Genomic DNA, 20,103 nt, shown 5'->3' with positions numbered 1-20,103 from the left:
CGCCACGTCGAGGTGTCGCGGGGTCAGCGGCGGCTCTCGCCGCTGCCGATCTCCTCCCGCTCCGGTCGGGGCTCGACCGGCGGGTGCCCCGGCGAGACCGGCGCCTCGGCCGGCTTCTCGATCGGGTAGAAGAAGCCCCGGATGGCCGGGCCGAGGGCGCCGAGCCGGTTCATCTTCTTCGGCACGACCCAGCCGGCGTACGGCAGCGCGCCGTGGCCGTCGCCGTGCCCGTCGGCCGCCGCGAGCGGCTGGTGCACCTCTTCGAACCGGCCGTCCGGCAGGCGCCGGATGATGCCGGTCTCGACACCGTGGGCGAGCACCTCCCGGTCGTGCTGCTGGAGACCCAGGCAGATCCGGTAGGTGACGTAGTACGCCAGCGGCGGCAGCACCAGCAGGCCGATGCGGCCGGCCCAGGTCATCGCGTTCAGGCTGATCTGGAACTTGTCGGCGATGACGTCGTTGGCGCCGGAGAGGGTCAGCACCACGAAGAACGCCAGCGCCATGGCGCCCAGGCCGGTCCGGGCCGGCACGTCCCGGGGACGCTGGAGCAGGTTGTGGCTCCTGGTGTCCTTGAGGCGCCGGGCCTCCAGGAACGGGTAGAGCGTCGACAGGCCGACCAGGATGCCCGGCAGCACGACCGTCGGCCAGAACAGCGGCGGGATCACGTACCCGTCGCCGATCGGGATGTTGATCTCCCAGTTGGGCATCAGGCGGGTCGAGCCGTCGAGGAACATGACGTACCAGTCGGGCTGGCTGGCGGCCGAGACCACCCACGCCTCGTACGGGCCGAACAGCCAGATCGGGTTGATCTGGAACAGGCCGCCCATCAGCGCGATCACGCCGAAGACGACCATGAAGAAGCCGCCCTGCTTGATCGCGTAGCGGGGGAACATCCGCTCGCCGACCACGTTGCCGTTGGTCCGGCCGGGGCCGGGCCACTGGGTGTGCTTCTGCTTGAAGACCAGGCCCAGGTGGGCGCCGATCAGCGCGAGCAGCAGGCCCGGGACGAGCAGCACGTGGGCGATGTAGAACCGGCTGATGATGATCGTGCCCGGGAACTCCCCGCCGAAGACCGACGAGGTGACCCAGGAGCCGATCACCGGGATGGAGAGCATGATCGCCGAGGCGATCCGCAGGCCGGTGCCGGAGAGGCCGTCGTCCGGCAGCGAGTAGCCGGTGAAGCCGGCGAGGAAGCCGACCCAGAACAGCAGCGAGCCGATGATCCAGTTGGTCTCACGCGGCTTGCGGAACGCGCCGGTGAAGAAGACCCGGAGCATGTGCACCACGATGGCGGCCATGAACAGCAGCGCCGACCAGTGGTGCATCTGCCGCATGATCAGGCCACCGCGGACGTCGAACGAGATGTCCAGGCTGGAGGCGTACGCGGCCGACATCGGCGTGCCCCGCAGCGGGGCGTAGCTGCCGTTGTAGACGACCTCGGTCATCGCCGGCTCGTAGAAGAAGGTCAGGAAGACGCCGGTCAGCAGCAGGACGACGAACGAGAACAGCGCGATCTCGCCGAGCAGGAACGACCAGTGGTCCGGGAAGACCTTGTTCAGCAGCCGACGCAGCGGGGTGGCCACCTGGAAGCGGTCGTCCACTCCCCGGGCGACGTTCCCCGGGACTGCTGCCTTGTCAAACTTGCGCCGCTTCACGGCCGCTCCCAGAAGTCGGGCCCGACGGTCTCGGTGTAGTCGGACTTGGCCACGAAGTAGCCCTCGGAGTCCACCTCGATCGGCAGCTGCGGCAGCCGTCGGCTGGCCGGGCCGAAGATGGGCCGGGCGTTGTCGGTGATCAGGAACTGCGACTGGTGGCACGGGCAGAGCAGGCGGTTGGTCTGCTGCTCGTACAGGCTCGCCGGGCAGCCGGCGTGCGTGCAGATCTTGGAGAACGCGGCGTAGTTGCCCCACATGTAGTCGCCGTGCTGCTCACGCTCGTTGGCCCGGCGCGACTTCTGCGCGTCGGAGTCCCGCAGGTGGATCAGCAGGGTCGGCGAGTCCGCGTGCAGGTTGCTCACGCCGTGGTCGATGCCGGGGAAGACGGTGATCTGGCCGCCCGCGCTGACGTCCGCCGGGCGGACCGGCCGGCCGTCCTCGCGGACCAGGCGGATCTTCTCGCCGCTCTCGGTCGGGGCGAAGCCCGTCCTGAACATCTGGTTGTTCTTGTGCGGCTGGGAGATCAGGCCGCCGACCAGGGGCGCCGCGGCGACCGCGCCGACCGGCGCGAGACCGGCCAGCAGCGAGATGCCGAGCAGCGGCCGGCGCTTCACGCCCAGCTCGTCGGCCATGTAGAGCATGGTCTGGCCGGTGATGATCCGGTCGTCGGAGGCGACGGCACCCTCATGCCGGTCCTGGATCGAGACCTCCTTCGGCAGCAGCTTCTTGCCCCAGGTCAGGATGCCGAAGCCGATGCCGAGCAGGGCCACGCCGAGGGTGACGCCGAGGAGCGGCGTGTACCACTTGTCGCCGCCGCTGCCCGGGGAGTACTCCCACGGCCACCAGATGTAGATGACCAGGAACGCGGTCGCCGCCAGGCCGGTCAGCAGGAAGAACGACGCGACCGTACGGGTCAGCCGGCGCTCGGCCTTGCTGCCCGGGGCGACCTGCGGCTCGTAGTGGACGATCTCGATGTCGTCCCGGCGCGCGCCCTCGCGGACGATGTCGAACTGGCTGAGCCCGGGGGTGTTCACGTCGAGCGGCTCCCGGCCCTGCTGGGCCTGGTGCTCGGTGTGCGTGGTCATGCCGTCACCTCGCTACGGGCGGTGCCGCGCTGCGGCACCACGGCACTGAATCGGATGAGCCGCCCGGTCACGACTTGCCCGCAATCCACAGGCTCGCGAAGACGAGCGCGACGATGCCCACCAGGAAGATCGCCAGGCCCTCGGTGGACGGCCCGTACCGACCGAGGTTGAAGCCGCCCGGGTCCTGGTCGTGCTTCAGGGTCTCCTGGATGTAGGCGATGAGGTCCGCCTTCTGGTCCGGGGAGATCTGGTTGTCGCCGAAGACCGGCATGTTCTGCGGGCCGCTCAGCATGGCGGCGTAGATCTGCCGGTCGGTGGCCGGGCGCAGGCTCGGCGCGTACTTGCCGGAGGACAGGGCGCCGCCACCACCGCCGAAGGCGTGGCACTGCGCGCAGTTGATCCGGAACAGCTCGCCGCCGGCGGCGACGTTCCCGTCGGCGTGCAGGTTGTCACCGTCGGGCACCACCGGGCCGCCGCCGAGTTCCTGGACGTACTGGGCGAGCTGGCGGGTCTCCTCGTCGGTGAAGAGCTCAGGCTTGCGCTGGGCCTGGGCCTCCTGCCGGGCCATCGGCATGCGGCCGGAGCCGACCTGGAACTCGACCGAGGCCGCGCCGACGCCGATCAGGCTCGGCCCGCGCCCCTCGACGCCCTGCGCGTTGCGACCGTGACAGGTCACACAGCTCACGTCGAACAGCGCCTTGCCCTCCGCGGCGGCACCGGTGAGCGGGGTGTCCTGCGCCTGCACGCCGGGGGCGAAGACGGTGTAGGCGCCGCCGGCCAGCATCAGCGCGGCGAACAGCCGGACCGCGGCACCCAGCCGGCGGCGGCCCCTGCTGCGCGCCGCGGGCCGCTCGCGCAGCCGCGCGAGCAGACCGCGTCGGCGGTCGTTGTCAGAAGTCATGACCTGTGTCCTTAACCGGTTGGACCTTGTCTCAGGGGACGGAGCAGCGGCGCGGTTCGTGACGCGCCAAGATCACTGAAGCCAGTAGATCATGGCGTAGAGCCCGATCCACACGACGTCGACGAAGTGCCAGTAGTAGGACACGACGATCGCCGACGTGGCCTGCGCCGGTGTGAACCGGCCCATGGTGGTGCGGATCATGAAGATGACGAAGGCGACCAGACCGCCGGCCACGTGCAGTCCGTGGAAGCCGGTGGTCAGGTAGAACATCGACCCGTAACCGTCTTCGTTGATCTTGATGCCCGCGTGCACCAGCTCGCGGTACTCGTTGAGCTGGCCGAGGACGAAGATCAGGCCCATCACGAAGGTGATCGTGAACCAGCGCCGCAGCGCGTGCACGTCACCCTTCTCCGCGGCGAAGACACCGAGCTGGCAGGTCACCGACGACAACACCAGGATCACCGTGAAGGTGGTCGCGTAGGGGATGTTGAGGTGCGTGGTGTGTTCCGCCCACTGCTCCGGCGCCGCCGCGCGGATGGAGAAGTACATCGCGAACAGCGCCGCGAAGAACATGAGTTCGCTGGAGAGCCACACGATCGTCCCGACACTGACCATGTTGGGTCGGGTCAGGGAGTGGATCCGGCTCTTGTCAATGGCTGGGGCCGCAGTCACGCGGTCATTATTGCCCTTGACCGGGGCCGCCGATCAGCGGGGGGCCAAACCCGTGGCATCCACAGCCCGATCGGGGCAGTCCGGTTCGCCTGACCTAGGCTGAAAAGCGTGCTGCACGCCGATCCGATCTCCGCCGCAGCCGCCGTCGCCGCGCCGGCGGCGAGCGCGGCCACCCCGCCACCGTTCACCGTGACCTCGGTGTTCACCGAGACGAAGCTGGACAGCTGGCTCGCCGTCGGCCTGGTGCTGGCCGCCGGCGTCTACCTCTACGGGGTGCACCGGCTGCGGATCCGGGGCGACCGGTGGCCGGTCGCCCGGACGGTCTTCTTCCTCGGCCCCGGCCTCGGCGGCATCGCGGCGGTCACCGTCAGCGGCCTGCACGCGTACGACACGGCACTGCTGTCGGTGCACATGGTCCAGCACATGGTGCTCTCCATGATCTCGCCGATCTTCCTCGCGCTGGGCGCGCCGGTGACGCTGGCCCTGCGCACCCTGCCGCCGCGACCGCGCAAGCGGCTGCTGGCGGTCGTGCACAGCCGGATCGCCCGGATCTACAGCTTCCCCCTGGTGGCGTTCGCCATCTTCGTGGTGAACCCGTTCGCGCTCTACTTCACCGACCTGTACCGCTACACCCTCGAACACGTGTGGGCGCACGAGGTCGTGCACGCGCACTTCATCATGACCGGCTGCGTGTTCTTCTGGCCGCTGCTCGGCCTCGACCCGCTGCCGGGCCGCTGGCCGTACCCGGCCCGGGCGCTGCTGATGCTGCTCTCCGTGCCGTTCCACACCGTGCTCGGCCTCACCATCATGCAGAGCAGCACGCTCTTCGGCGGCGACTGGTACCCGTCGCTCGGGCTCACCTGGTCCGACCCGTGGCAGGACCAGGTGGTCGCCGGCGGCATCCTCTGGGCCGGCGGCGAGTTCGTCAGCGTGACCATGCTGGCCGTGCTGGTCGTGCAGTGGATGCGGCACGCCGAGCGGGAGGCCCGCCGCGTCGACCGCGACCTGGACCGCCAGGAGGCCCGTCAGCGCGCCGCGGAGTCCACGGCCTGAGCCCGGCCGGCCGGTACGCCCCGGCGCCGCCGCCGGGCGGACGTCGCACACCGCACACCGACCGGTACGATCAGCGGGCGGCCACGAGGTGGGAGCCAGTCCGACCGACGAGCGCGCAGCGAACGAATCATCAAGCTCAGTGTGATGGTGCCGCACGACGGCACGGAGCGAAGCGGAGTGCCGGCATGAGCGATCGTCTTTGCACCGTCCTGCTCTACAGCGACGACCCGGAGGTCCGCGACCGGATGCGGCTCGCCGTCGGGCCGCGCCCCGCGCCCGGCCTGCGGGTCGAGTTCGTCGAGGCGTCCGACTACGCCGAGTGCGTCCGGCTCGTCGACGACTACGAGATCGACCTGCTGGTGCTCGACGGCGAGGCGAGCCCGGGCGGCGGCATCGGCATCGCCCGGCAGATCAAGGACGACCGGGCCGACGCCCCCCCGACCTGCGTGGTGATCGCCCGCGCCGCCGACCGGTGGCTCGCGGCGTACGCCGAGGTCGACGCCACCCTGGTGCACCCGCTCGACCCGGTGACCACCGGCACCACGGTGGCCGAGCTGCTGCGGACGCACGCACCCGCCTGACGTCCCCGCTCCGGCCCGCCACGGCGCCGGGCCGACCGGTGCCGGTTCCATCCCACCCGCATCTCGCACGCTCGGGAGGCCCGCCTTGGGCGATCGGACCTGGCCGCACCTGCTCAACGCGCTGCTGCGCGGCGAGGAACTCGCCACCGCCGACACCGCCTGGGCGATGGGCGAGATCATGGCCGGCTCGGCCGCCCCGGCGCAGATGGCGGGCTTCGTCGTCGCGCTGCGCGCCAAGGGTGAGACCTCGACCGAGCTGGCCGGTCTGGTGGAGGCGATGCTCGGCCGGGCGGTCCCGGTCGAGCTGCCCGACGAGCTGCGCGCCACCGCCCTCGACGTGGTCGGCACCGGCGGTGACCTCGCGCACACCGTCAACATCTCGACCATGGCCTCGCTGGTGGTGGCCGGCGCCGGTGTCCGGGTGGTCAAGCACGGCAACCGGGCGGCCTCCTCCTCCTGCGGCACCGCCGACGTGCTGGAGTTCCTCGGCGTGCCGCTCGACCTGGGCCCCGAGGGGGTGGCCCGGTGCGTCGCCGAGGCCGGCATGGGCTTCTGCTTCGCGGCCCGGTTCCACCCCGGGATGCGGCACACCGGCCCGGTACGCCGGGAGCTGGGTGTGCCCACGGTGTTCAACTTCCTCGGCCCGCTGACCAACCCGGCGCGGCCCCGCGCCGGAGCGGTCGGCTGCTTCGACGCCCGGATGGCCCCGGTGATGGCCGGCGTCTTCGCCGCCCGGGGCGACTCCGTGCTGGTGATGCGCGGCGAGGACGGGCTGGACGAGTTCACCACCGCCGCGCCGACCCGCGTCTGGGCGGCCCAGGGCGGCGTCGTCAGGGAGTCGCTGCTGGACGCCGCCGACCTCGGCGTACCCCGGGCCACCCTGGCCGACCTGCGCGGCGGTGACGCCGCCTTCAACGCGGACGTGGTCCGTCGGCTGCTGGCCGGCGAGACCGGCCCGGTGCGCGACGCGGTCCTGGTCAACGCGGCGGCGGCGCTGGCCACGCAGGGCCCGCTCGACGGCGACCTCACCGTGGCCCTGCGGGCCGGGATCGACCGGGCCGCCGAGTCCGTCGACTCCGGGGCCGCCGCCCGCGTCCTCGACCGCTGGATCGAGGTCGCGCGCGCCCTCTGAGCCCCGGGCCTCGCCGAAGGTTGTCGGACCCCCGTGGGAAACTACAGCTGAGTAGTTCCCACATCCGTCCTGCGCCGTCGAGCGCGGCGATCCCCGTCGGGCATGTGCGACGCACCCCGGGGGACCGGAGCGAGAGGAGACGCCCGTGTCGGAGCGCGAGCTCTACTGCGACACCTGTGAGGGCGTCGAGCCGTTCGAGGCGCCGCCGTGCGCCGACGGCCACGGCGCCGACTGCCCCGAACTGGTCTGCACTGGCTGCGGCGCGGCCGTGCTCGTCCCCACCTTCACACTCCGCCTGGCGCGCCCGAGCGGCCGGCACCGCCCGGCGAGCCGCCGCCGCGCCGCCTGAAACCACCGTCACCGCTGAGCGGGCGTCGATCCCCGCACGGTGACCGCTCAGCGCCGCCCCACACGTCCCGCGCCCGCGCCACCCGTTCCACGCCGAAGGCCCGCCTCCCCGGGAGGCGGGCCTTCGGGACGTTCGTGGGCGACCGACCGATCAGTGCTCGGCGGTGCGCCGGGTGCCGCTGTAGTACTCGAACAGCAGGCCGCAGACGGAGAACGTGACCGCCACCATGCCGAGGCCGAGCAGCCAGAACTGCCAGAACGCGAGGCCGAAGCCGGCCATCCCGACGGCGATCGCCAGGCCGAACGGCCAGTAGCTGCCCGGGCTGAAGAAGCCGATCTCGCCCGCGCCGTCGGCGATCTCGCCGTCCGGCCGGTCCTCCGGCCGAAGGTCGATCCGGCGGGAGACGAACCAGAAGAAGCCGCCGCACATCGTGCAGAGCAGGAAGCTCAGCAGCAGGGCGACCGTGCCGACCCACTCGACCTGGCCGCCGGAGTCGGCGGCGGTCCACCCGCCGTAGAGGAAGGTGGCGAAGAGCAGGAACCCGGCGATGACCAGGAAGATGCGCCACTCGGTCTTCATGCCCGATCCCTCAGCTTCCCGCGCCGGCCGGCGCGTCGTCCGGGTTGAAGTTGGCCTCGGTGCGACGGGTCTCGAACGGCTTCGTGGTCTTCGCGTACGGGTCCTCGCCGATGGCCGTCAGCGCCTCCTGCGTGGACCTGCCGTCCCGCTTGGCCGCCAGGAACTGCTCGTACTTCTCCGGGGAGACGACCCGCAGCTCGAAGTTCATGAAGGCGTGGTAACTGCCGCACAGCTCGGCGCAGCGGCCGACGTAGGCGCCCTCGGACTCCAGCTTCGAGACCTCGAAGACGTTGCGGATCTTGCCCGGCATGACGTCGCGCTTGAACAGCAGCTCTGGCACCCAGAACGAGTGGATGACGTCGCGGCTGGTCTCCTCGAACCGGATGGACCGGTCGGTCGGCAGCACCAGGATCGGGATGACCTCGCTGGTGCCGAGCACGGAGGCGACCGTGTTGGCGTCCTGGCCCTGACCGTCGCGGTAGTTGAACTGCCAGTTCCACTTGAACGCGACCACCTCGACCGTGACGTCGGGGTTCTTGGTCGTCCGCACCACGTCGGTCTGCACGACCGCCGTGTAGTAGAACAGCACGGAGACGATCAGGATCGGCGCGATGGTGTAGAGGAACTCCATCGGCATGTTGTAACGGGTCTGCACCGGCAGCTCGTTGCCCCGCTTGCGGTAGCGCACGACGCACCAGAAGATCAGGCCCCACACGAAGACGCCGACCGCGAGCGCCGCGATGCACGAGGCGATCCACAGGTCGTACATCCGGTGCGACTCGGGCGTGATGCCGCCCTGCGGCCAGCCGAAGCCGCCGAACGCCGCGCCGACGTCGCAGCCCGTGAGCAGGACCAGCAGCGCCGCTCCGCCGAGACCGAGCCCGGCGATCCGACCGGCACCACGTCCCCGGCGCCCACCGGCTCCTGGGGAAGCGCTGTGCCGTACGGCCGACGGCCGTACCTCCGAACTCCTTGCGACCACCTGGTCCTGCCTCCCTAGCGCGCCGCGGTGTCTTGTCCCTGCCCTCCGCCTGCGGAGCGACAGCACCAGCGGCAAAGGCGTCACCGACGGTCGCAGATTACTCGACCATGACGGGCTGGACCGTGTTGGGGTCGCTGTCGGCCCCCATCGGGGGGATCTTGGGCATACCGGCGCGATACGTTGGCGTGCGTGAGCGCATCCCCGGTCTACCTGGACGCGGCCACCGCCGCGCCGCTGCATCCGGTCGCCCGGCAGGCGCTGCTGGCCGCCCTCGACGACGGCTGGGCCGACCCCGGCCGGCTCTACACCCAGGCCCGCCGCGCCCGCCAACTCCTCGACGCCGCCCGCGAGGCCTGCGCGCAGACGCTCGGCGTCCGCGCCGACGAGCTGTCCTTCACCCCCAGCGGTACGACGGCCGCGCACTCCGCCGTGCTGGGGGGCCTGACCGGCCGGCGTCGGGTGGGCACCGACCTGGTGCACTCCGCGATCGAGCACTCGGCGGTGCTGCACGCCGCCGAGAAGCACGTCGCGGCGGGCGGCACGGCCACGTCCGTGCCGGTGGACCGGCTCGGCCGGCTCGACCTGGACCGCTGGGCGGCTGCGGTCCGGGCGCCGGGGGTGGCGCTGGCCGCGCTGATCGCCGCCAGCCACGAGGTCGGCACCTGCCAGCCGGTGGCCGGGGCCGCGCGGGAGTGCGCCGAGGCCGGGGTGCCGCTGTACGTGGACGCCGCCCAGGTGGTGGGCCGGGCCCCGGTGCCGGCGGGCTGGTCGGTGCTGACCGCCAGCGCGCACAAGTGGGGCGGGCCGCCCGGGGTGGGGCTGCTCGTCGTGCGCAAGGGCACCCGCTGGGAGTCGCCCTGGCCGGCCGACGAGCGGGAGGCCGGGCGTACGCCGGGCACGCTCAACCTGCCGGCGGTGGTGGCGGCGGCGGCGAGCCTGCGCGCGGCGGCGGCCGACGCGGCGGCCGAGGCGGCCCGGCTGGCGCCGCTGGTGGCCCGGATCCGGGACCGGGTGGCGGCGGAGGTGCCCGACGTGGAGGTGGTGGGTGATCCCGACCACCGCCTGCCGCACCTGGTGACCTTCTCCTGCCTCTACGTCGACGGCGAGGCCCTGCTGCACGCGCTCGACCGGCGCGGCTTCGCCGTCTCCTCGGGCTCCTCGTGCACGTCGTCGACGCTGCGGCCCTCGCACGTGCTGGAGGCGATGGGGGTGCTCTCGCACGGCAACGTCCGGGTCTCGCTGCACCGGGAGACGACGGAGGCCGACGTCGAGAGGTTCCTCGCCGAACTGCCCGGCGTCGTGGCGGGGCTGCGCGCCGAGGCCGGGGTGGTGGGGCTGTGACGGCGCCGGCGGAGATCCTCGACTGCCGCGGTCAGCGCTGCCCGCTGCCGGTGATCGCGGCGGCCCGGCGGCTGCCCGAGCTGCCCGTCGGCACGGTGGTGCGGGTGCTCGCCGACGACCCGGCCGCGGCGGTGGACATCCCGGCGTGGTGCCGGATGCGCGGCCACGAGTTCCTCGGCACGATCACCGGCCCGGACGGCCCCGCCTTCGACGTCCGCCGCCGCCACTGACCCCGCCTGCCGTGATGGATGGGAAGGGCACCTTGTTGACGGCTGAGGTATAGGAAGGGGCCCTTCCTGACAACCGAGGCGGCTGAGCACGGTCGGGCCGCCGGGGGTGGTCTCCCACTCCCGGCGGCCCGGCCGACGCGACCCGTGCCGGCGTCACGGCACGAGGTGCGGGCGGACGTCCTCGGCGGCGGCGTCGCCGTACGACTCGGCCAGGCGCTTGACGAACAGGTCGCGGCGGACCTCGTACTCCTGGGTGCCGACGGTCTCCAGCACCAGCGTGGCGAGCAGGGAGCCGACCTGGGCGGCCCGCTCCAGCCCGAGCCCCCACGAGAGAGCGGTGAAGAAGCCGGCCCGGAACCCGTCGCCGACGCCGGTCGGGTCGACCGCCTGGGTCTCCCGCGCGATCGGCACGTGGATCGGGTCGAAGTCCCGCCCGGCGATCTCCACCCCGTCCTTGCCCAGCGTCGTGACCCGCACCTTGACCCGGTCGAGCAGCTGCGCGTCGGTCAGCCCGGCCTTGCTCTGCAGCAGCGACTTCTCGTAGTCGTTGGTCATCAGGTACTCGGCGCCCTCGATCAGCCCGACGACGTCCTCGCCGTCCATGCGGGCGAGCTGCTGGGACGGGTCGGCGGCGAACCGGTAGCCGCGCTCCCGGCACTCGGCGGAGTGCCGCAGCATCGCCTCCGGGTCGTTCGCGCCGACCAGGACCAGGTCCAGCCCGTCGAGGCGGCGGGCCACCGGCGCCAGCTCGATGTTGCGCGCCTCGCTCATCGCCCCGGCGTAGAACGAGGCGATCTGGCACATGTCGGTGTCCGTGGTGCAGACGAACCGGGCGGTGTGCGCCACCTCGCTGACGTGCACCGAGTCGCAGTCGACGCCGTGGCGCTCCAGCCAGGAGCGGTAGTCGGCGAAGTCCGCGCCGACCGCGCCGACCAGGACGGGGCGCAGGCCGAGCTGCCCCATGCCGAAGGCGATGTTGGCCGCCACCCCGCCACGCCGCAGCACCAGGTCGTCCACCAGGAAGGAGAGCGAGACCTTGTGCAACTGATCGGCGATGAACTGGTCGGCGAAGCGACCGGGGAAGCTCATCAGATGGTCGGTGGCGATCGAGCCGGTCACGGCGATCTTCATGTCAACCCTCGGGGTCGGGAGCAGGGCGCCGGTCAGCCTACCGGCCCGGCCCCCTCAGGATGACCGGTCGGTCGGCCCCGGGTCATCTTCCCGACGGCTCGTTCCCGACCGGAAGACGACGGCGGGGCCGCCCCGGAGGACGGCCCCGCCGTGGTCAGCGGAGGTCTGGCTCAGCTGAACGAGTCACCGCAGGCGCAGGAGTTGCCCGCGTTGGGGTTGTCGATGGTGAAGCCCTGGGCGTCGATGCGGTCGGCGAAGTCGATGGTCGCGCCGGCCAGGTAGGGGGCGCTCATCCGGTCGACGACGACCTCGACACCGTCGTAGTCGGTGACGACGTCACCGTCGAGCGAGCGCTCGTCGAAGAAGAGCTGGTACCGCAGGCCGGAGCAGCCACCCGGCTGCACGGCGACCCGGAGCCGCAGGTCGTCGCGGCCCTCCTGCTCGATCAGGGCCTTGACCTTCTGCGCCGCGACGTCGGTGAGGACGACGGACGTGGGGGCCTTGGCCTCGGTCGACTCGGTCTGCGCTGGCGTGGTCACGTGAAATCTCCCTGCGCGGTTGGGTCCGGACGCACTGGCCAACATCTCCTGTCGCCCAGCCATTCCCGGTGTGGTCCAGATCCGATCGTACGCCGCCGCGGCCGGCCCCACCCGTCCGGCGTGACCAGGGCCGCCGCCCGGCGCGCTCCCGCACCGGCCGTGGTCAGCGGCTCCACTGCCGGGCGAGCCGGGTGCCGAGCGCCCGCAGCCCCTCGGCCGGGCGCTCCATCGCGGCGGCCAGCCCGCCGCGTTCCTCGCCCCCGAAGTGCTCCACCAGGCTGTACGCGTCGGTCACCCCGGCCGCCCCGGCCTCCCGCCGCCCGGTGCTCACCCGGCCCGCGACCACCACGCAGGGCACGCCCCGGTCCCGGGCGGCGCCGGCCACCCCGGCCACCACCTTGCCGCGCAGCGACTGGTGGTCGAACGAGCCCTCCCCGGTGATCACCAGGTCGACCTCGTCGAGGGTGACGTCCAGCCCGATCGCCCGGGTGACCAGGCCGATGCCCGACTCGCAGTGCCCGCCCAGCGCCAGAACGGCCGCGCCCAGCCCGCCGGCCGCGCCGCCGCCGGGCAGCGCGCCCAGCCGTTCGGGGCAGCCGGGCAGGTCCCGCTCCAGCACGGCGGCGAAGCGCTCCAGCGCGGCGTCGAGCAGCAGCACGTCGGCCCGGTCGGCGCCCTTCTGGGGGCCGAACACGCTGCTGGCCCCGTGCAGCCCGAGCAGCGGGTTGTCCACGTCGGTGGCGGCCACCAGGCGGGCGTCGCGCAGCCGGGGCGCGCCGTCGAGGGCGTCCGTCGCACCGAGCGCGCCCCCGCCGTACGGCAGTGCCTGGCCGGTGGCGTCCAGCGGGGTCACGCCGAGCGCGGTGAGCATGCCCGCGCCGCCGTCGTTGGTGCCGGAGCCGCCCAGCCCGATCACGACCGTCCGGGCGCCGGCCTCCACGGCGGCGGCCACCAGCACCCCCAGCCCGTACGAGGAGGTGGTCTTCGGGTCCCGTTCGGCCGCGTCGAGCAGGTGCAGCCCGCACGCCTGGGCGCTCTCCAGCCAGGCGGTCGCACCGTCGTCGGTGAGCAGGATCTCACCGGCCGTCGGGCGGCCCAGCGGGTCGACGGTCGGCACCGGGTGCCGGCGCCCGCCGAGGGCGTCGGAGAGCACGTCGATGAAGCCCGGCCCACCGTCCGACAGGGGCCGCACGAGCAGGTCGTCGCCGGGCGCGACCTCCCGCCAGCCGGTGGCCACGGCGTCGGCGACCTGCGGGGCCGGCAGGGTGCCGGCGAACTTGTCCGGACAGAGCAGCACGCGCATGTCGAGCAGTGTGGCAGCACACACCGCTGGAGGCTGCGCCGAGGCCGCACTGTGGGACCATGGGGCACGTGACTTCGACCTGGGTGGAACCCTCCAACACCGCGACGGCACTGCTGCTGCTCGGCCGGGGCAGCGACCCCGCCACGGAGCGCGGCGTCGAGTGTCCGGGTGACCTGCCGGCGCCCAGCGACCCGGACCTGGTGGCCCGGGCGACGGCGGCGAAGGCGGCGCTGGGCAGCAAGGTCTTCGTGTTGGGGCACCACTACCAGCGCGACGAGGTGATCCAGTTCGCCGACGTGACCGGTGACTCGTTCAAGCTGGCCCGCGAGGCGGCGGCCCGGCCCGACGCGGAGTACGTCGTCTTCTGCGGCGTGCACTTCATGGCCGAGAGCGCCGACATCCTCACCTCGGACGCGCAGAAGGTGATCCTGCCCGACCTGGCCGCCGGCTGCTCGATGGCGGACATGGCGGTGCTGTCGCAGGTCGAGACCGCCTGGGACGTGCTCACCGAACTGGGCATCGCGGCGGAGACCGTCCCGGTGACGTACATGAACTCCTCGGCGGACATCAAGGGCTTCGTCGGCCGCAACGGCGGCGTGGTCTGCACCTCGTCGAACGCGAAGCGGGCGCTGGAGTGGGCGTACGAGCAGGGGTCGAAGGTCTTCTTCTTCCCCGACCAGCACCTGGGCCGCAACACGGCGGTGCTGGAGATGGGCTTCTCGCTGGACGACTGCGTCCTCTACGACCCGCACAAGCCCAACGGCGGACTCACCCCGCAGCAGCTGCGTGACGCGCGAATGATCCTGTGGCGCGGGCACTGCTCGGTGCACGGTCGCTTCACGCTGGACAGCATCGACGACGTACGGGAGCGGGTGCCGGGGGTGAACGTGCTGGTCCACCCGGAGTGCCGGCACGAGGTGGTCACCGCCGCCGACCACGTCGGTTCGACGGAATACATCATCAAGGTCATCGAGGCGGCCCCGGCCGGCTCGGCCTGGGCGGTCGGCACCGAGCTGAACCTGGTCCGCCGGCTCGCGCTGGCCCACCCCGACAAGCAGATCATGTTCCTGGACAAGGCCGTCTGCTACTGCTCGACCATGAACCGGATCGACCTGCCCCACCTGGTCTGGGCGCTGGAGGAGCTGGTGGCCGGCCGGCTGGTCAACCAGATCACCGTCGACCCGGACACCGCGCACCACGCCCGGGTGGCGCTGGAGAAGATGCTGGCCCTGCCCGCGGCCGACACCCCGCCGTCCGCAGCGAGCTGATCACCCTCCGTAGCGGTATTGGCACGGAAAAGGGTCGGATCACCGATTAGTACCCTCAGGGACGATGTGACCGGGTCCATGATCGTCACCGAGGGCTATGCTGCCGGTGCGACGACTCACGCGGGCCGTTTCGACATGGCCGCATTCTGGGTAGCGATGACTATCGCGTGCCCCACCATCAACACGGCAGCACCGACGCGCTGGAGGTTGCGTTGACCGACGACGTCCTGGTCGTACACGGAGGTACTCCGCTCGAAGGGCGGATCCGCGTGCGCGGCGCGAAGAACCTGGTCTCGAAGGCGATGGTCGCCGCCCTGCTGGGTGACAGCCCGAGCCGGCTGTTCGACGTACCGAAGATCCGCGACGTCGAGGTGGTCCGGGGCCTGCTCGGCCTGCACGGGGTCAAGGTCACCGACGGCGGGGAGGACGGCGAGCTCGTCTTCGACCCGGCGAACGTGGAGAGCGCCAGCACGGACCAGATCAACGTGCACGCGGGCTCCAGCCGGATCCCGATCCTCTTCTGCGGGCCGCTGCTGCACCGCCTCGGCCACGCCTTCATCCCCGACCTGGGGGGCTGCCACATCGGGCCGCGCCCGATCGACTTCCACCTCCAGGCGCTGCGGGAGTTCGGTGCGACGGTCGAGAAGACCCCGGAGGGGCTGCACCTGTCGGCGCCCAACGGGCTGCACGGCACCAAGTTCGCCCTGCCGTACCCGAGCGTCGGCGCGACCGAACAGGTGCTGCTGACGGCCGTGATGGCCGAGGGTGTCACCGAGCTGCGCAACGCCGCGGTGGAGCCGGAGATCATCGACCTGATCTGCATCCTGCAGAAGATGGGCGCGATCATCAAGGTGCACACCGACCGGGTCATCGAGATCCAGGGTGTGCCGAAGCTGCACGGCTACACGCACCGGCCGATCCCGGACCGGATCGAGGCGGCGAGCTGGGCGGCGGCGGCGCTGGCCACCCGCGGCCACGTCGAGGTGCTCGGCGCGCAGCAGGCCGACATGATGACCTTCCTGAACATCTTCCGCTCCGTCGGCGGCGAGTACGAGGTCACCGACGCCCGGCCGCCGAAGCTGGGCGACCCGGGCCAGGAGGGCGGGATCCGGTTCTGGCACCCGGGCGGCGAGCTGCACGCCGTGGCGCTGGAGACCGACGTGCACCCGGGCTTCATGACCGACTGGCAGCAGCCGCTGGTGGTGGCGCTCACCCAGGCCCGGGGCCTGTCCATCGTCCACGAGACGGTCTACGAGCAGCGGCTGGGCTACACCGAGGCGCTCAACTCGATGGGCGCCAACATCCAGGTCTACCGGGACTGCCTGGGCGGCACGCCGTGCCGCTTCGGCCGGCGCAACTTCAAGCACTCGGCGGTGATCGCGGGGCCGAGCAAGTTGCACGCCGCCGACCTGGTCATCCCCGACCTGCGGGCCGGTTTCAGCCACCTGATCGCCGCGCTGGCCGCCGAGGGCACCTCCCGCGTCTACGGCGTGGACCTGATCAACCGGGGCTACGAGGACTTCGAGGCGAAGCTGGCCGACCTGGGCGCGCACGTCGAGCGCCCGTAACGTCGACCACTCCCGTACGCGCCCGGTGCACCGCGATGTGCACCGGGCGCCGTCGTTTGGCTACCCTTTCCGCGTGCCGTCGCTGTTTCGCCGCAAGTCCTCCGACCTCGTCGACGAGGCCGTCACCCCGGTGACCCCCGACGAGGAGTCCTCGCCCGCCCAGCCCCGGGGCTACACCCCGAGCAAGAAGGAGCTGGGCAAGGCCACCCCGAAGCGGCCGACCGCCGGCCGCCGGCCGGCCGCGGCCACCAAGCCGTTGACCAAGGAGGAGCAGCGGGAGCGCAAGCGCCAGCTGCGCGCCGAGGCGGCGGAGGAGTTCCGTCGGGAGGGCGGCCCCCGCGACCGCGGCCCGGAGCGGCTGCTGGCCCGCAACGTGGTCGACTCCCGGCGTACGGTCGGCACCTGGTTCTTCGGTGGGGCGCTGATCGTGCTGATCGGCTCGAACGCCGCGATGCCGCCGGTCGTCCGCCTGGTCTCCAACATCCTCTGGGGCGCGCTCGCCCTGGGTGTGGTGGTCGACTCGCTCCTGATCTCGCGCAAGATCCGCAAGCTGGTCAGGGAGCGTTTCCCGAACACCGGGCAGCGGATGGGCTCGCTCTACCTCTACGCCATCATGCGGTCGATCACGTTCCGCCGGATGCGCGCCCCCGCGCCCCGGGTGAACATCGGCGACCCGGTCTGAGCCTGCCGCACCGACGGCCCCTACCGCGGCGCGGTACGGGGCCGTCGCCGTCACCGCCCCGGCGGCTGGCCTGGCGGCGGCGTCAGCGGCTGCCGTAGAGCCGGGCCACCACGTCCTCGATGTCCGGCTCGACGATCGAGACGTCCCGCAGCGCGCCCAGCCCGGCCAGGGCCGCCACCACCTCGGCCACCCCCGCCGACTCCAACGCGAAGACCAGCCGGTGCCCGTCGGCCTCCTGCCGGTGCAGCGGCGCGCCGGGCAGCACCGGCGGCTCAGCCAGCGGGGCGTCCAGGTCGGCGACGAGCAGCCGGCGCGAGCCGTACCGCTCGTGCAGCGCGGCGATCGACCCGTCGTGCACCACCCGCCCGTGGTCGACCACCACCAGGCGCCGGCAGAGCCGCTCGATGTCGGCCAGGTCGTGCGTGGTGAGCACCAGCGTCGTGTCCCCGGTGCGGCCCAGCTCGCCGAGGAAGCCGCGGACCGCCTGCTTGCTGACCACGTCGAGGCCGATGGTGGGCTCGTCGAGGAAGAGCACCTCCGGGCCGTGCAGCAGCGCGGCGGTCAACTCGCCGCGCATCCGCTGCCCGAGGGAGAGCTGCCGGACCGGGGTGTCCAGGAACGGATCCAGGTCGAGCAGGCTCCGGCAGCGGCGCAGCCGGGCGGCGTGCGCGGCGGCCGGCACCCGGTAGACGTGCCGCAGCAGCGCGAACGAGTCGCCCAGCGGCAGGTCCCACCAGAGCTGCGAGCGCTGGCCGAAGACCACGCCGACGCGCAGCGCGAGCCGGGTCCGCTCGGCCACCGGGCGCAGGCCGCACACGCGTACCTCGCCGGCGGAGGGCGTCAGCACGCCCGTGAACATCTTGAGCGTCGTCGACTTGCCGGCGCCGTTGGGCCCGATGTAGCCGAGCATCTCGCCCCGGGCCACCCGCAGGTCGATCCCGTCCACGGCGGTGACCCGCCGCTTCTCCCGCCGCAGCCGGCCGGTGCGCACCCGGACGGTGAACTCCTTGCGCAGCCCGTCGGCCACGATCACGTCGTCGCTCACGACCCCGTACTCCGGTAGTGGCGGACCCCGGTGCGCCAGGCCGCCGCCGCCCCGACGGCCGCGACCAGCGCGACGGCCGGCGCGGTCCAGCCGACCCACGCCGGCAGGCCGAGCGGGTCGGCGCGGCCGAGCAGCGCCAGCGCCGGGTGGTAGCTGACGAAGGCGAAGCCCAGGCCGTACGCGAACACCGCGCGGAACCAGCCCTCGAAGACGGTGACCGGGTACGAGGTGAAGTCACGCCCGCCGTAGGTGACCGAGTTGGCCAGCTCACCCGAGTCGACCCACCAGAACGAGACGGTGGCGGTGGCCACGAAGACCGACCCGAAGAAGACCACCCCGGCCAGCGGGGCGAGGACCACCAGCAGCGCCCGCGCCGGGGTCCACTCGACGCCGGCGGAGCCGACGGCGACGACCAGCACGGCCAGGCCGAAGACCGCCCGGGACACCTTGCGCAGTGGCAGGTCCATCAGCAGCAGCTGGGGCAGGGCGCCGAGCGGGCGGACCAGCACGGCGTCGAAGAGCCCGGTGCGCACGTACCGGGGCAGCCGCTCGATGTTGCCCATCAGCAGGTCGGCGACGGCGAACGCGCACGTCGAGAGGCCGACGACCACCAGCGTCTCGCGCAGCGTGAAGCCGCCCAGCTCCCGGGTGACCCCGAAGATCACCAGCACGGTCAGCACGTCGAAGACGGTGGACCCGACGTTGCCGACCACGTCGATGACGAACGAGGTCCGGTACGCCGTCTGCGCCCGTGCCTGCGCGCCGAGCAGCGCCCGGTACGCGGCCAGCGCCCCGCCCGACGCCTCAGCCACCCTGCACCACCAGGCGGCGTTCCGCGCGCCGCTGCACCAGCCGGCAGGCGGCCAGGATCAGCACCGCCCAGGCGAGCTGGAGGCCGACCAGCCCGACCTGCGTGCCGGTCGGGTCGCGCTCGACCAGCACGTCGAGCGGGGTCTGGAGCAGGCTCGGGAAGGGGGTTCCCAGCCAGAGGACGAGCTGGAGCCACTCCGGCAGGAAGCGCAGCGGGAAGTAGAGCCCGGCGAGCACGCCCGACGCGAGGGTCCAGAGGATCACCGGCCCCCGGACGTCCTGCAACCAGTACGCGGTCGCGTTGACCAGGAACCGGCAACCGAAGCAGAGGACCACGGCGACGACGGCGGAGAACGCGAAGATCGGCAGGGTGACCCAGCGGCGGGGCACGTGGACCTCGAAGAAGAGCGGCCCGACCAGCACCGGCGGCAGGAACCGGACCAGCGCGGCGTGGCCGGCGCGGCCCAGGTCGGCGGCGAGGTGGCTGGTCACGGGGTGCACGGGCCGCAGCAGGTCGCTGGCGACGTCGCCGGTGCGGATCCGGTCGGCAAGCTCGGTCCAGCCCCAGAGCAGGACGACCGCCAGCAGGCCCTGGCCCACCCAGACGAAGGTGGCGAGCTGTCCCCGGTCGTACCCGGCCACCGTGCCGGCCGCGCCGACCGCCGCGAGCAGGACGTAGCACCGCAGGAAGCCGAAGACCGTGTTGGTCAAGACGCCCGCCACCGACGCCTGCCGGTACGTGGCGTAACGTCGGAAGCCTGATCCGGTTATAGCCTTAAATGTCCGGAACCATAGGATAACGTTTGGGGCGGTGGGCGGTGCCACAGTGGCGGTGAGCGAGCCCACGCCGCTACCCTCCTTCCGCAGCCACGCCGTACCGGAGGGGCGACTCTACCGGCACGTGGAGCGCCCAGCGCGACAATTTCCAACGAGGTGACATCGCCGTGAGCGAGCGGACGCGGACCGGCCACCGGGGCGCCGCCGTGAGCGGACGGACGCCAGCCGGGCACCCGGGCGCGCCCGCCTGCCGGCGGCTGACTCAGGGCGTTCCGCCTACCCTCCGTGGCGACAGGGCGACCGGATGAGCCGCTACTCCGACCACTGGCACGACTCCGGTGAACCGGCCTGGATGATCGAGCCCACCACCGAGTGGCACCCGCAGTTCCCCGGCCAGCGCTACGCGGGCGACATCGGCGT

The 20,103-nt window shown here is 72.4% G+C and carries 21 protein-coding genes; 9 read left to right on the top strand and 12 right to left on the bottom strand.

The genetic code is table 11. From position 1 onward, the window contains the following. Positions 1–23 precede the first annotated feature (23 nt). The 4 genes from qcrB to ctaE all read right to left on the bottom strand — a co-directional run bounded on the left by qcrB (position 24) and on the right by ctaE (position 4,313). Positions 24–1,655, bottom strand: a complete 1,632-nt coding sequence (qcrB, locus tag EV374_RS16105) for a cytochrome bc1 complex cytochrome b subunit (protein ID WP_132236149.1) — start codon at positions 1,653–1,655, stop codon at positions 24–26. Next, a complete protein-coding gene (gene qcrA, locus EV374_RS16100) occupies positions 1,652–2,740 on the bottom strand; it encodes a cytochrome bc1 complex Rieske iron-sulfur subunit (RefSeq protein ID WP_132236147.1) in 1,089 nt (362 codons plus the stop codon). Before qcrA ends, qcrB begins: the two co-directional genes overlap by 4 nt. Positions 2,741–2,807: 67 nt before the next feature. Further along, positions 2,808–3,641: a cytochrome bc1 complex diheme cytochrome c subunit gene (gene qcrC, locus EV374_RS16095; protein WP_132236145.1), complete on the bottom strand. Its 834-nt coding sequence runs from the start codon at positions 3,639–3,641 to the stop codon at positions 2,808–2,810. A 72-nt stretch (positions 3,642–3,713) separates the two neighbouring features. Next, a complete protein-coding gene (gene ctaE, locus EV374_RS16090; protein ID WP_132236143.1) occupies positions 3,714–4,313 on the bottom strand; it encodes an aa3-type cytochrome oxidase subunit III in 600 nt (199 codons plus the stop codon). Between the two features lie 108 nt (positions 4,314–4,421). On the opposite strand from ctaE, the gene EV374_RS16085 reads away from it, so the two are divergent. From EV374_RS16085 to EV374_RS16070, 4 genes are all read left to right on the top strand, one after another. After that, a complete protein-coding gene (locus EV374_RS16085; RefSeq protein WP_132236141.1) occupies positions 4,422–5,366 on the top strand; it encodes a cytochrome c oxidase assembly protein in 945 nt (314 codons plus the stop codon). A 185-nt stretch (positions 5,367–5,551) separates the two neighbouring features. Next, on the top strand, positions 5,552–5,947 hold the full coding sequence (locus tag EV374_RS16080) for a response regulator (protein WP_132236139.1): 396 nt from the start codon (positions 5,552–5,554) through the stop codon (positions 5,945–5,947). 85 nt (positions 5,948–6,032) lie between these two features. Continuing rightward, the gene (gene trpD, locus EV374_RS16075) at positions 6,033–7,079 is read left to right on the top strand and encodes an anthranilate phosphoribosyltransferase (protein ID WP_132236137.1); all 1,047 of its coding nucleotides are present in this window, start codon (positions 6,033–6,035) and stop codon (positions 7,077–7,079) included. A 145-nt stretch (positions 7,080–7,224) separates the two neighbouring features. Continuing rightward, positions 7,225–7,428 (top strand): hypothetical protein, encoded by a 204-nt coding sequence (locus tag EV374_RS16070; protein ID WP_132236135.1) that lies wholly within the window; start codon positions 7,225–7,227, stop codon positions 7,426–7,428. Positions 7,429–7,578: 150 nt separating this feature from the next. Here EV374_RS16070 and EV374_RS16065 read toward each other — a convergent pair whose 3' ends face one another. Further along, on the bottom strand, positions 7,579–8,007 hold the full coding sequence (locus tag EV374_RS16065) for a cytochrome c oxidase subunit 4 (RefSeq protein ID WP_132236133.1): 429 nt from the start codon (positions 8,005–8,007) through the stop codon (positions 7,579–7,581). Positions 8,008–8,017: 10 nt separating this feature from the next. Continuing rightward, complete coding sequence (ctaC, locus tag EV374_RS16060; protein ID WP_132236131.1) at positions 8,018–8,989, bottom strand: aa3-type cytochrome oxidase subunit II; 972 nt, start codon at positions 8,987–8,989, stop codon at positions 8,018–8,020. Between the two features lie 189 nt (positions 8,990–9,178). Between ctaC and EV374_RS16055 the strand changes: the two genes are divergently transcribed. Both EV374_RS16055 and EV374_RS16050 read left to right on the top strand, forming a co-directional pair. Beyond that, entirely contained in the window at positions 9,179–10,330 is a 1,152-nt protein-coding gene (locus EV374_RS16055) for an aminotransferase class V-fold PLP-dependent enzyme (RefSeq protein ID WP_132236129.1), read from the top strand. Then, positions 10,327–10,560 carry a sulfurtransferase TusA family protein gene (locus EV374_RS16050; protein WP_132236127.1) on the top strand — a complete coding sequence of 78 codons (234 nt, stop codon included), beginning with the start codon at positions 10,327–10,329 and terminating at the stop codon, positions 10,558–10,560. The genes EV374_RS16055 and EV374_RS16050 overlap by 4 nt, the downstream gene beginning before the upstream one ends. A gap of 153 nt (positions 10,561–10,713) precedes the next feature. On the opposite strand, the gene EV374_RS16045 is transcribed toward EV374_RS16050, so the two are convergent. The 3 genes from EV374_RS16045 to EV374_RS16035 form a co-directional block, all read right to left on the bottom strand. Further along, entirely contained in the window at positions 10,714–11,691 is a 978-nt protein-coding gene (locus tag EV374_RS16045; protein WP_132236125.1) for a carbohydrate kinase family protein, read from the bottom strand. Positions 11,692–11,861: 170 nt separating this feature from the next. Continuing rightward, complete coding sequence (gene erpA, locus EV374_RS16040) at positions 11,862–12,230, bottom strand: iron-sulfur cluster insertion protein ErpA (protein ID WP_013735179.1); 369 nt, start codon at positions 12,228–12,230, stop codon at positions 11,862–11,864. A 163-nt stretch (positions 12,231–12,393) separates the two neighbouring features. Next, positions 12,394–13,533 carry a glycerate kinase family protein gene (locus EV374_RS16035; RefSeq protein WP_132236483.1) on the bottom strand — a complete coding sequence of 380 codons (1,140 nt, stop codon included), beginning with the start codon at positions 13,531–13,533 and terminating at the stop codon, positions 12,394–12,396. A 68-nt stretch (positions 13,534–13,601) separates the two neighbouring features. On the opposite strand from EV374_RS16035, the gene nadA reads away from it, so the two are divergent. The 3 genes from nadA (at position 13,602) to EV374_RS16020 (ending at position 17,051) form a co-directional block, all read left to right on the top strand. After that, positions 13,602–14,801: a quinolinate synthase NadA gene (gene nadA, locus EV374_RS16030; protein ID WP_132236123.1), complete on the top strand. Its 1,200-nt coding sequence runs from the start codon at positions 13,602–13,604 to the stop codon at positions 14,799–14,801. A 167-nt stretch (positions 14,802–14,968) separates the two neighbouring features. Then, the gene (murA, locus tag EV374_RS16025; RefSeq protein WP_486485792.1) at positions 14,969–16,369 is read left to right on the top strand and encodes a UDP-N-acetylglucosamine 1-carboxyvinyltransferase; all 1,401 of its coding nucleotides are present in this window, start codon (positions 14,969–14,971) and stop codon (positions 16,367–16,369) included. 73 nt (positions 16,370–16,442) lie between these two features. Next, the gene (locus tag EV374_RS16020) at positions 16,443–17,051 is read left to right on the top strand and encodes a DUF3043 domain-containing protein (protein ID WP_132236121.1); all 609 of its coding nucleotides are present in this window, start codon (positions 16,443–16,445) and stop codon (positions 17,049–17,051) included. 82 nt (positions 17,052–17,133) lie between these two features. On the opposite strand, the gene EV374_RS16015 is transcribed toward EV374_RS16020, so the two are convergent. From EV374_RS16015 to EV374_RS16005, 3 genes are read right to left on the bottom strand one after another with little or no spacing between them, the layout of a single operon-like run. Further along, on the bottom strand, positions 17,134–18,096 hold the full coding sequence (locus EV374_RS16015; protein WP_486485791.1) for an ABC transporter ATP-binding protein: 963 nt from the start codon (positions 18,094–18,096) through the stop codon (positions 17,134–17,136). Next, positions 18,093–18,908, bottom strand: coding sequence for an ABC transporter permease (locus EV374_RS16010; protein ID WP_486485790.1), 816 nt, complete (start codon positions 18,906–18,908; stop codon positions 18,093–18,095). Before EV374_RS16010 ends, EV374_RS16015 begins: the two co-directional genes overlap by 4 nt. After that, positions 18,901–19,752: an ABC-2 family transporter protein gene (locus EV374_RS16005; protein WP_132236119.1), complete on the bottom strand. Its 852-nt coding sequence runs from the start codon at positions 19,750–19,752 to the stop codon at positions 18,901–18,903. The genes EV374_RS16010 and EV374_RS16005 overlap by 8 nt, the downstream gene beginning before the upstream one ends. Between the last annotated feature and the right edge of the window lie 351 nt (positions 19,753–20,103).

The organism is Micromonospora sp. CNZ303, assembly GCF_004345505.1.
This window is presented reverse-complemented; position numbering and strand designations above follow the sequence as displayed.

Coding starts and splice junctions, on each gene's coding strand:
- qcrC (WP_132236145.1), bottom strand. CDS start 3,641: ATGACTTCTGACAACGACCGCCGACGCGGTCTGCTCGCGCGGCTGCGC.
- EV374_RS16035 (WP_132236483.1), bottom strand. CDS start 13,533: ATGCGCGTGCTGCTCTGTCCGGACAAGTTCGCCGGCACCCTGCCGGCC.
- EV374_RS16080 (WP_132236139.1), top strand. CDS start 5,552: ATGAGCGATCGTCTTTGCACCGTCCTGCTCTACAGCGACGACCCGGAG.
- EV374_RS16045 (WP_132236125.1), bottom strand. CDS start 11,691: ATGAAGATCGCCGTGACCGGCTCGATCGCCACCGACCATCTGATGAGC.
- qcrA (WP_132236147.1), bottom strand. CDS start 2,740: ATGACCACGCACACCGAGCACCAGGCCCAGCAGGGCCGGGAGCCGCTC.
- EV374_RS16065 (WP_132236133.1), bottom strand. CDS start 8,007: ATGAAGACCGAGTGGCGCATCTTCCTGGTCATCGCCGGGTTCCTGCTC.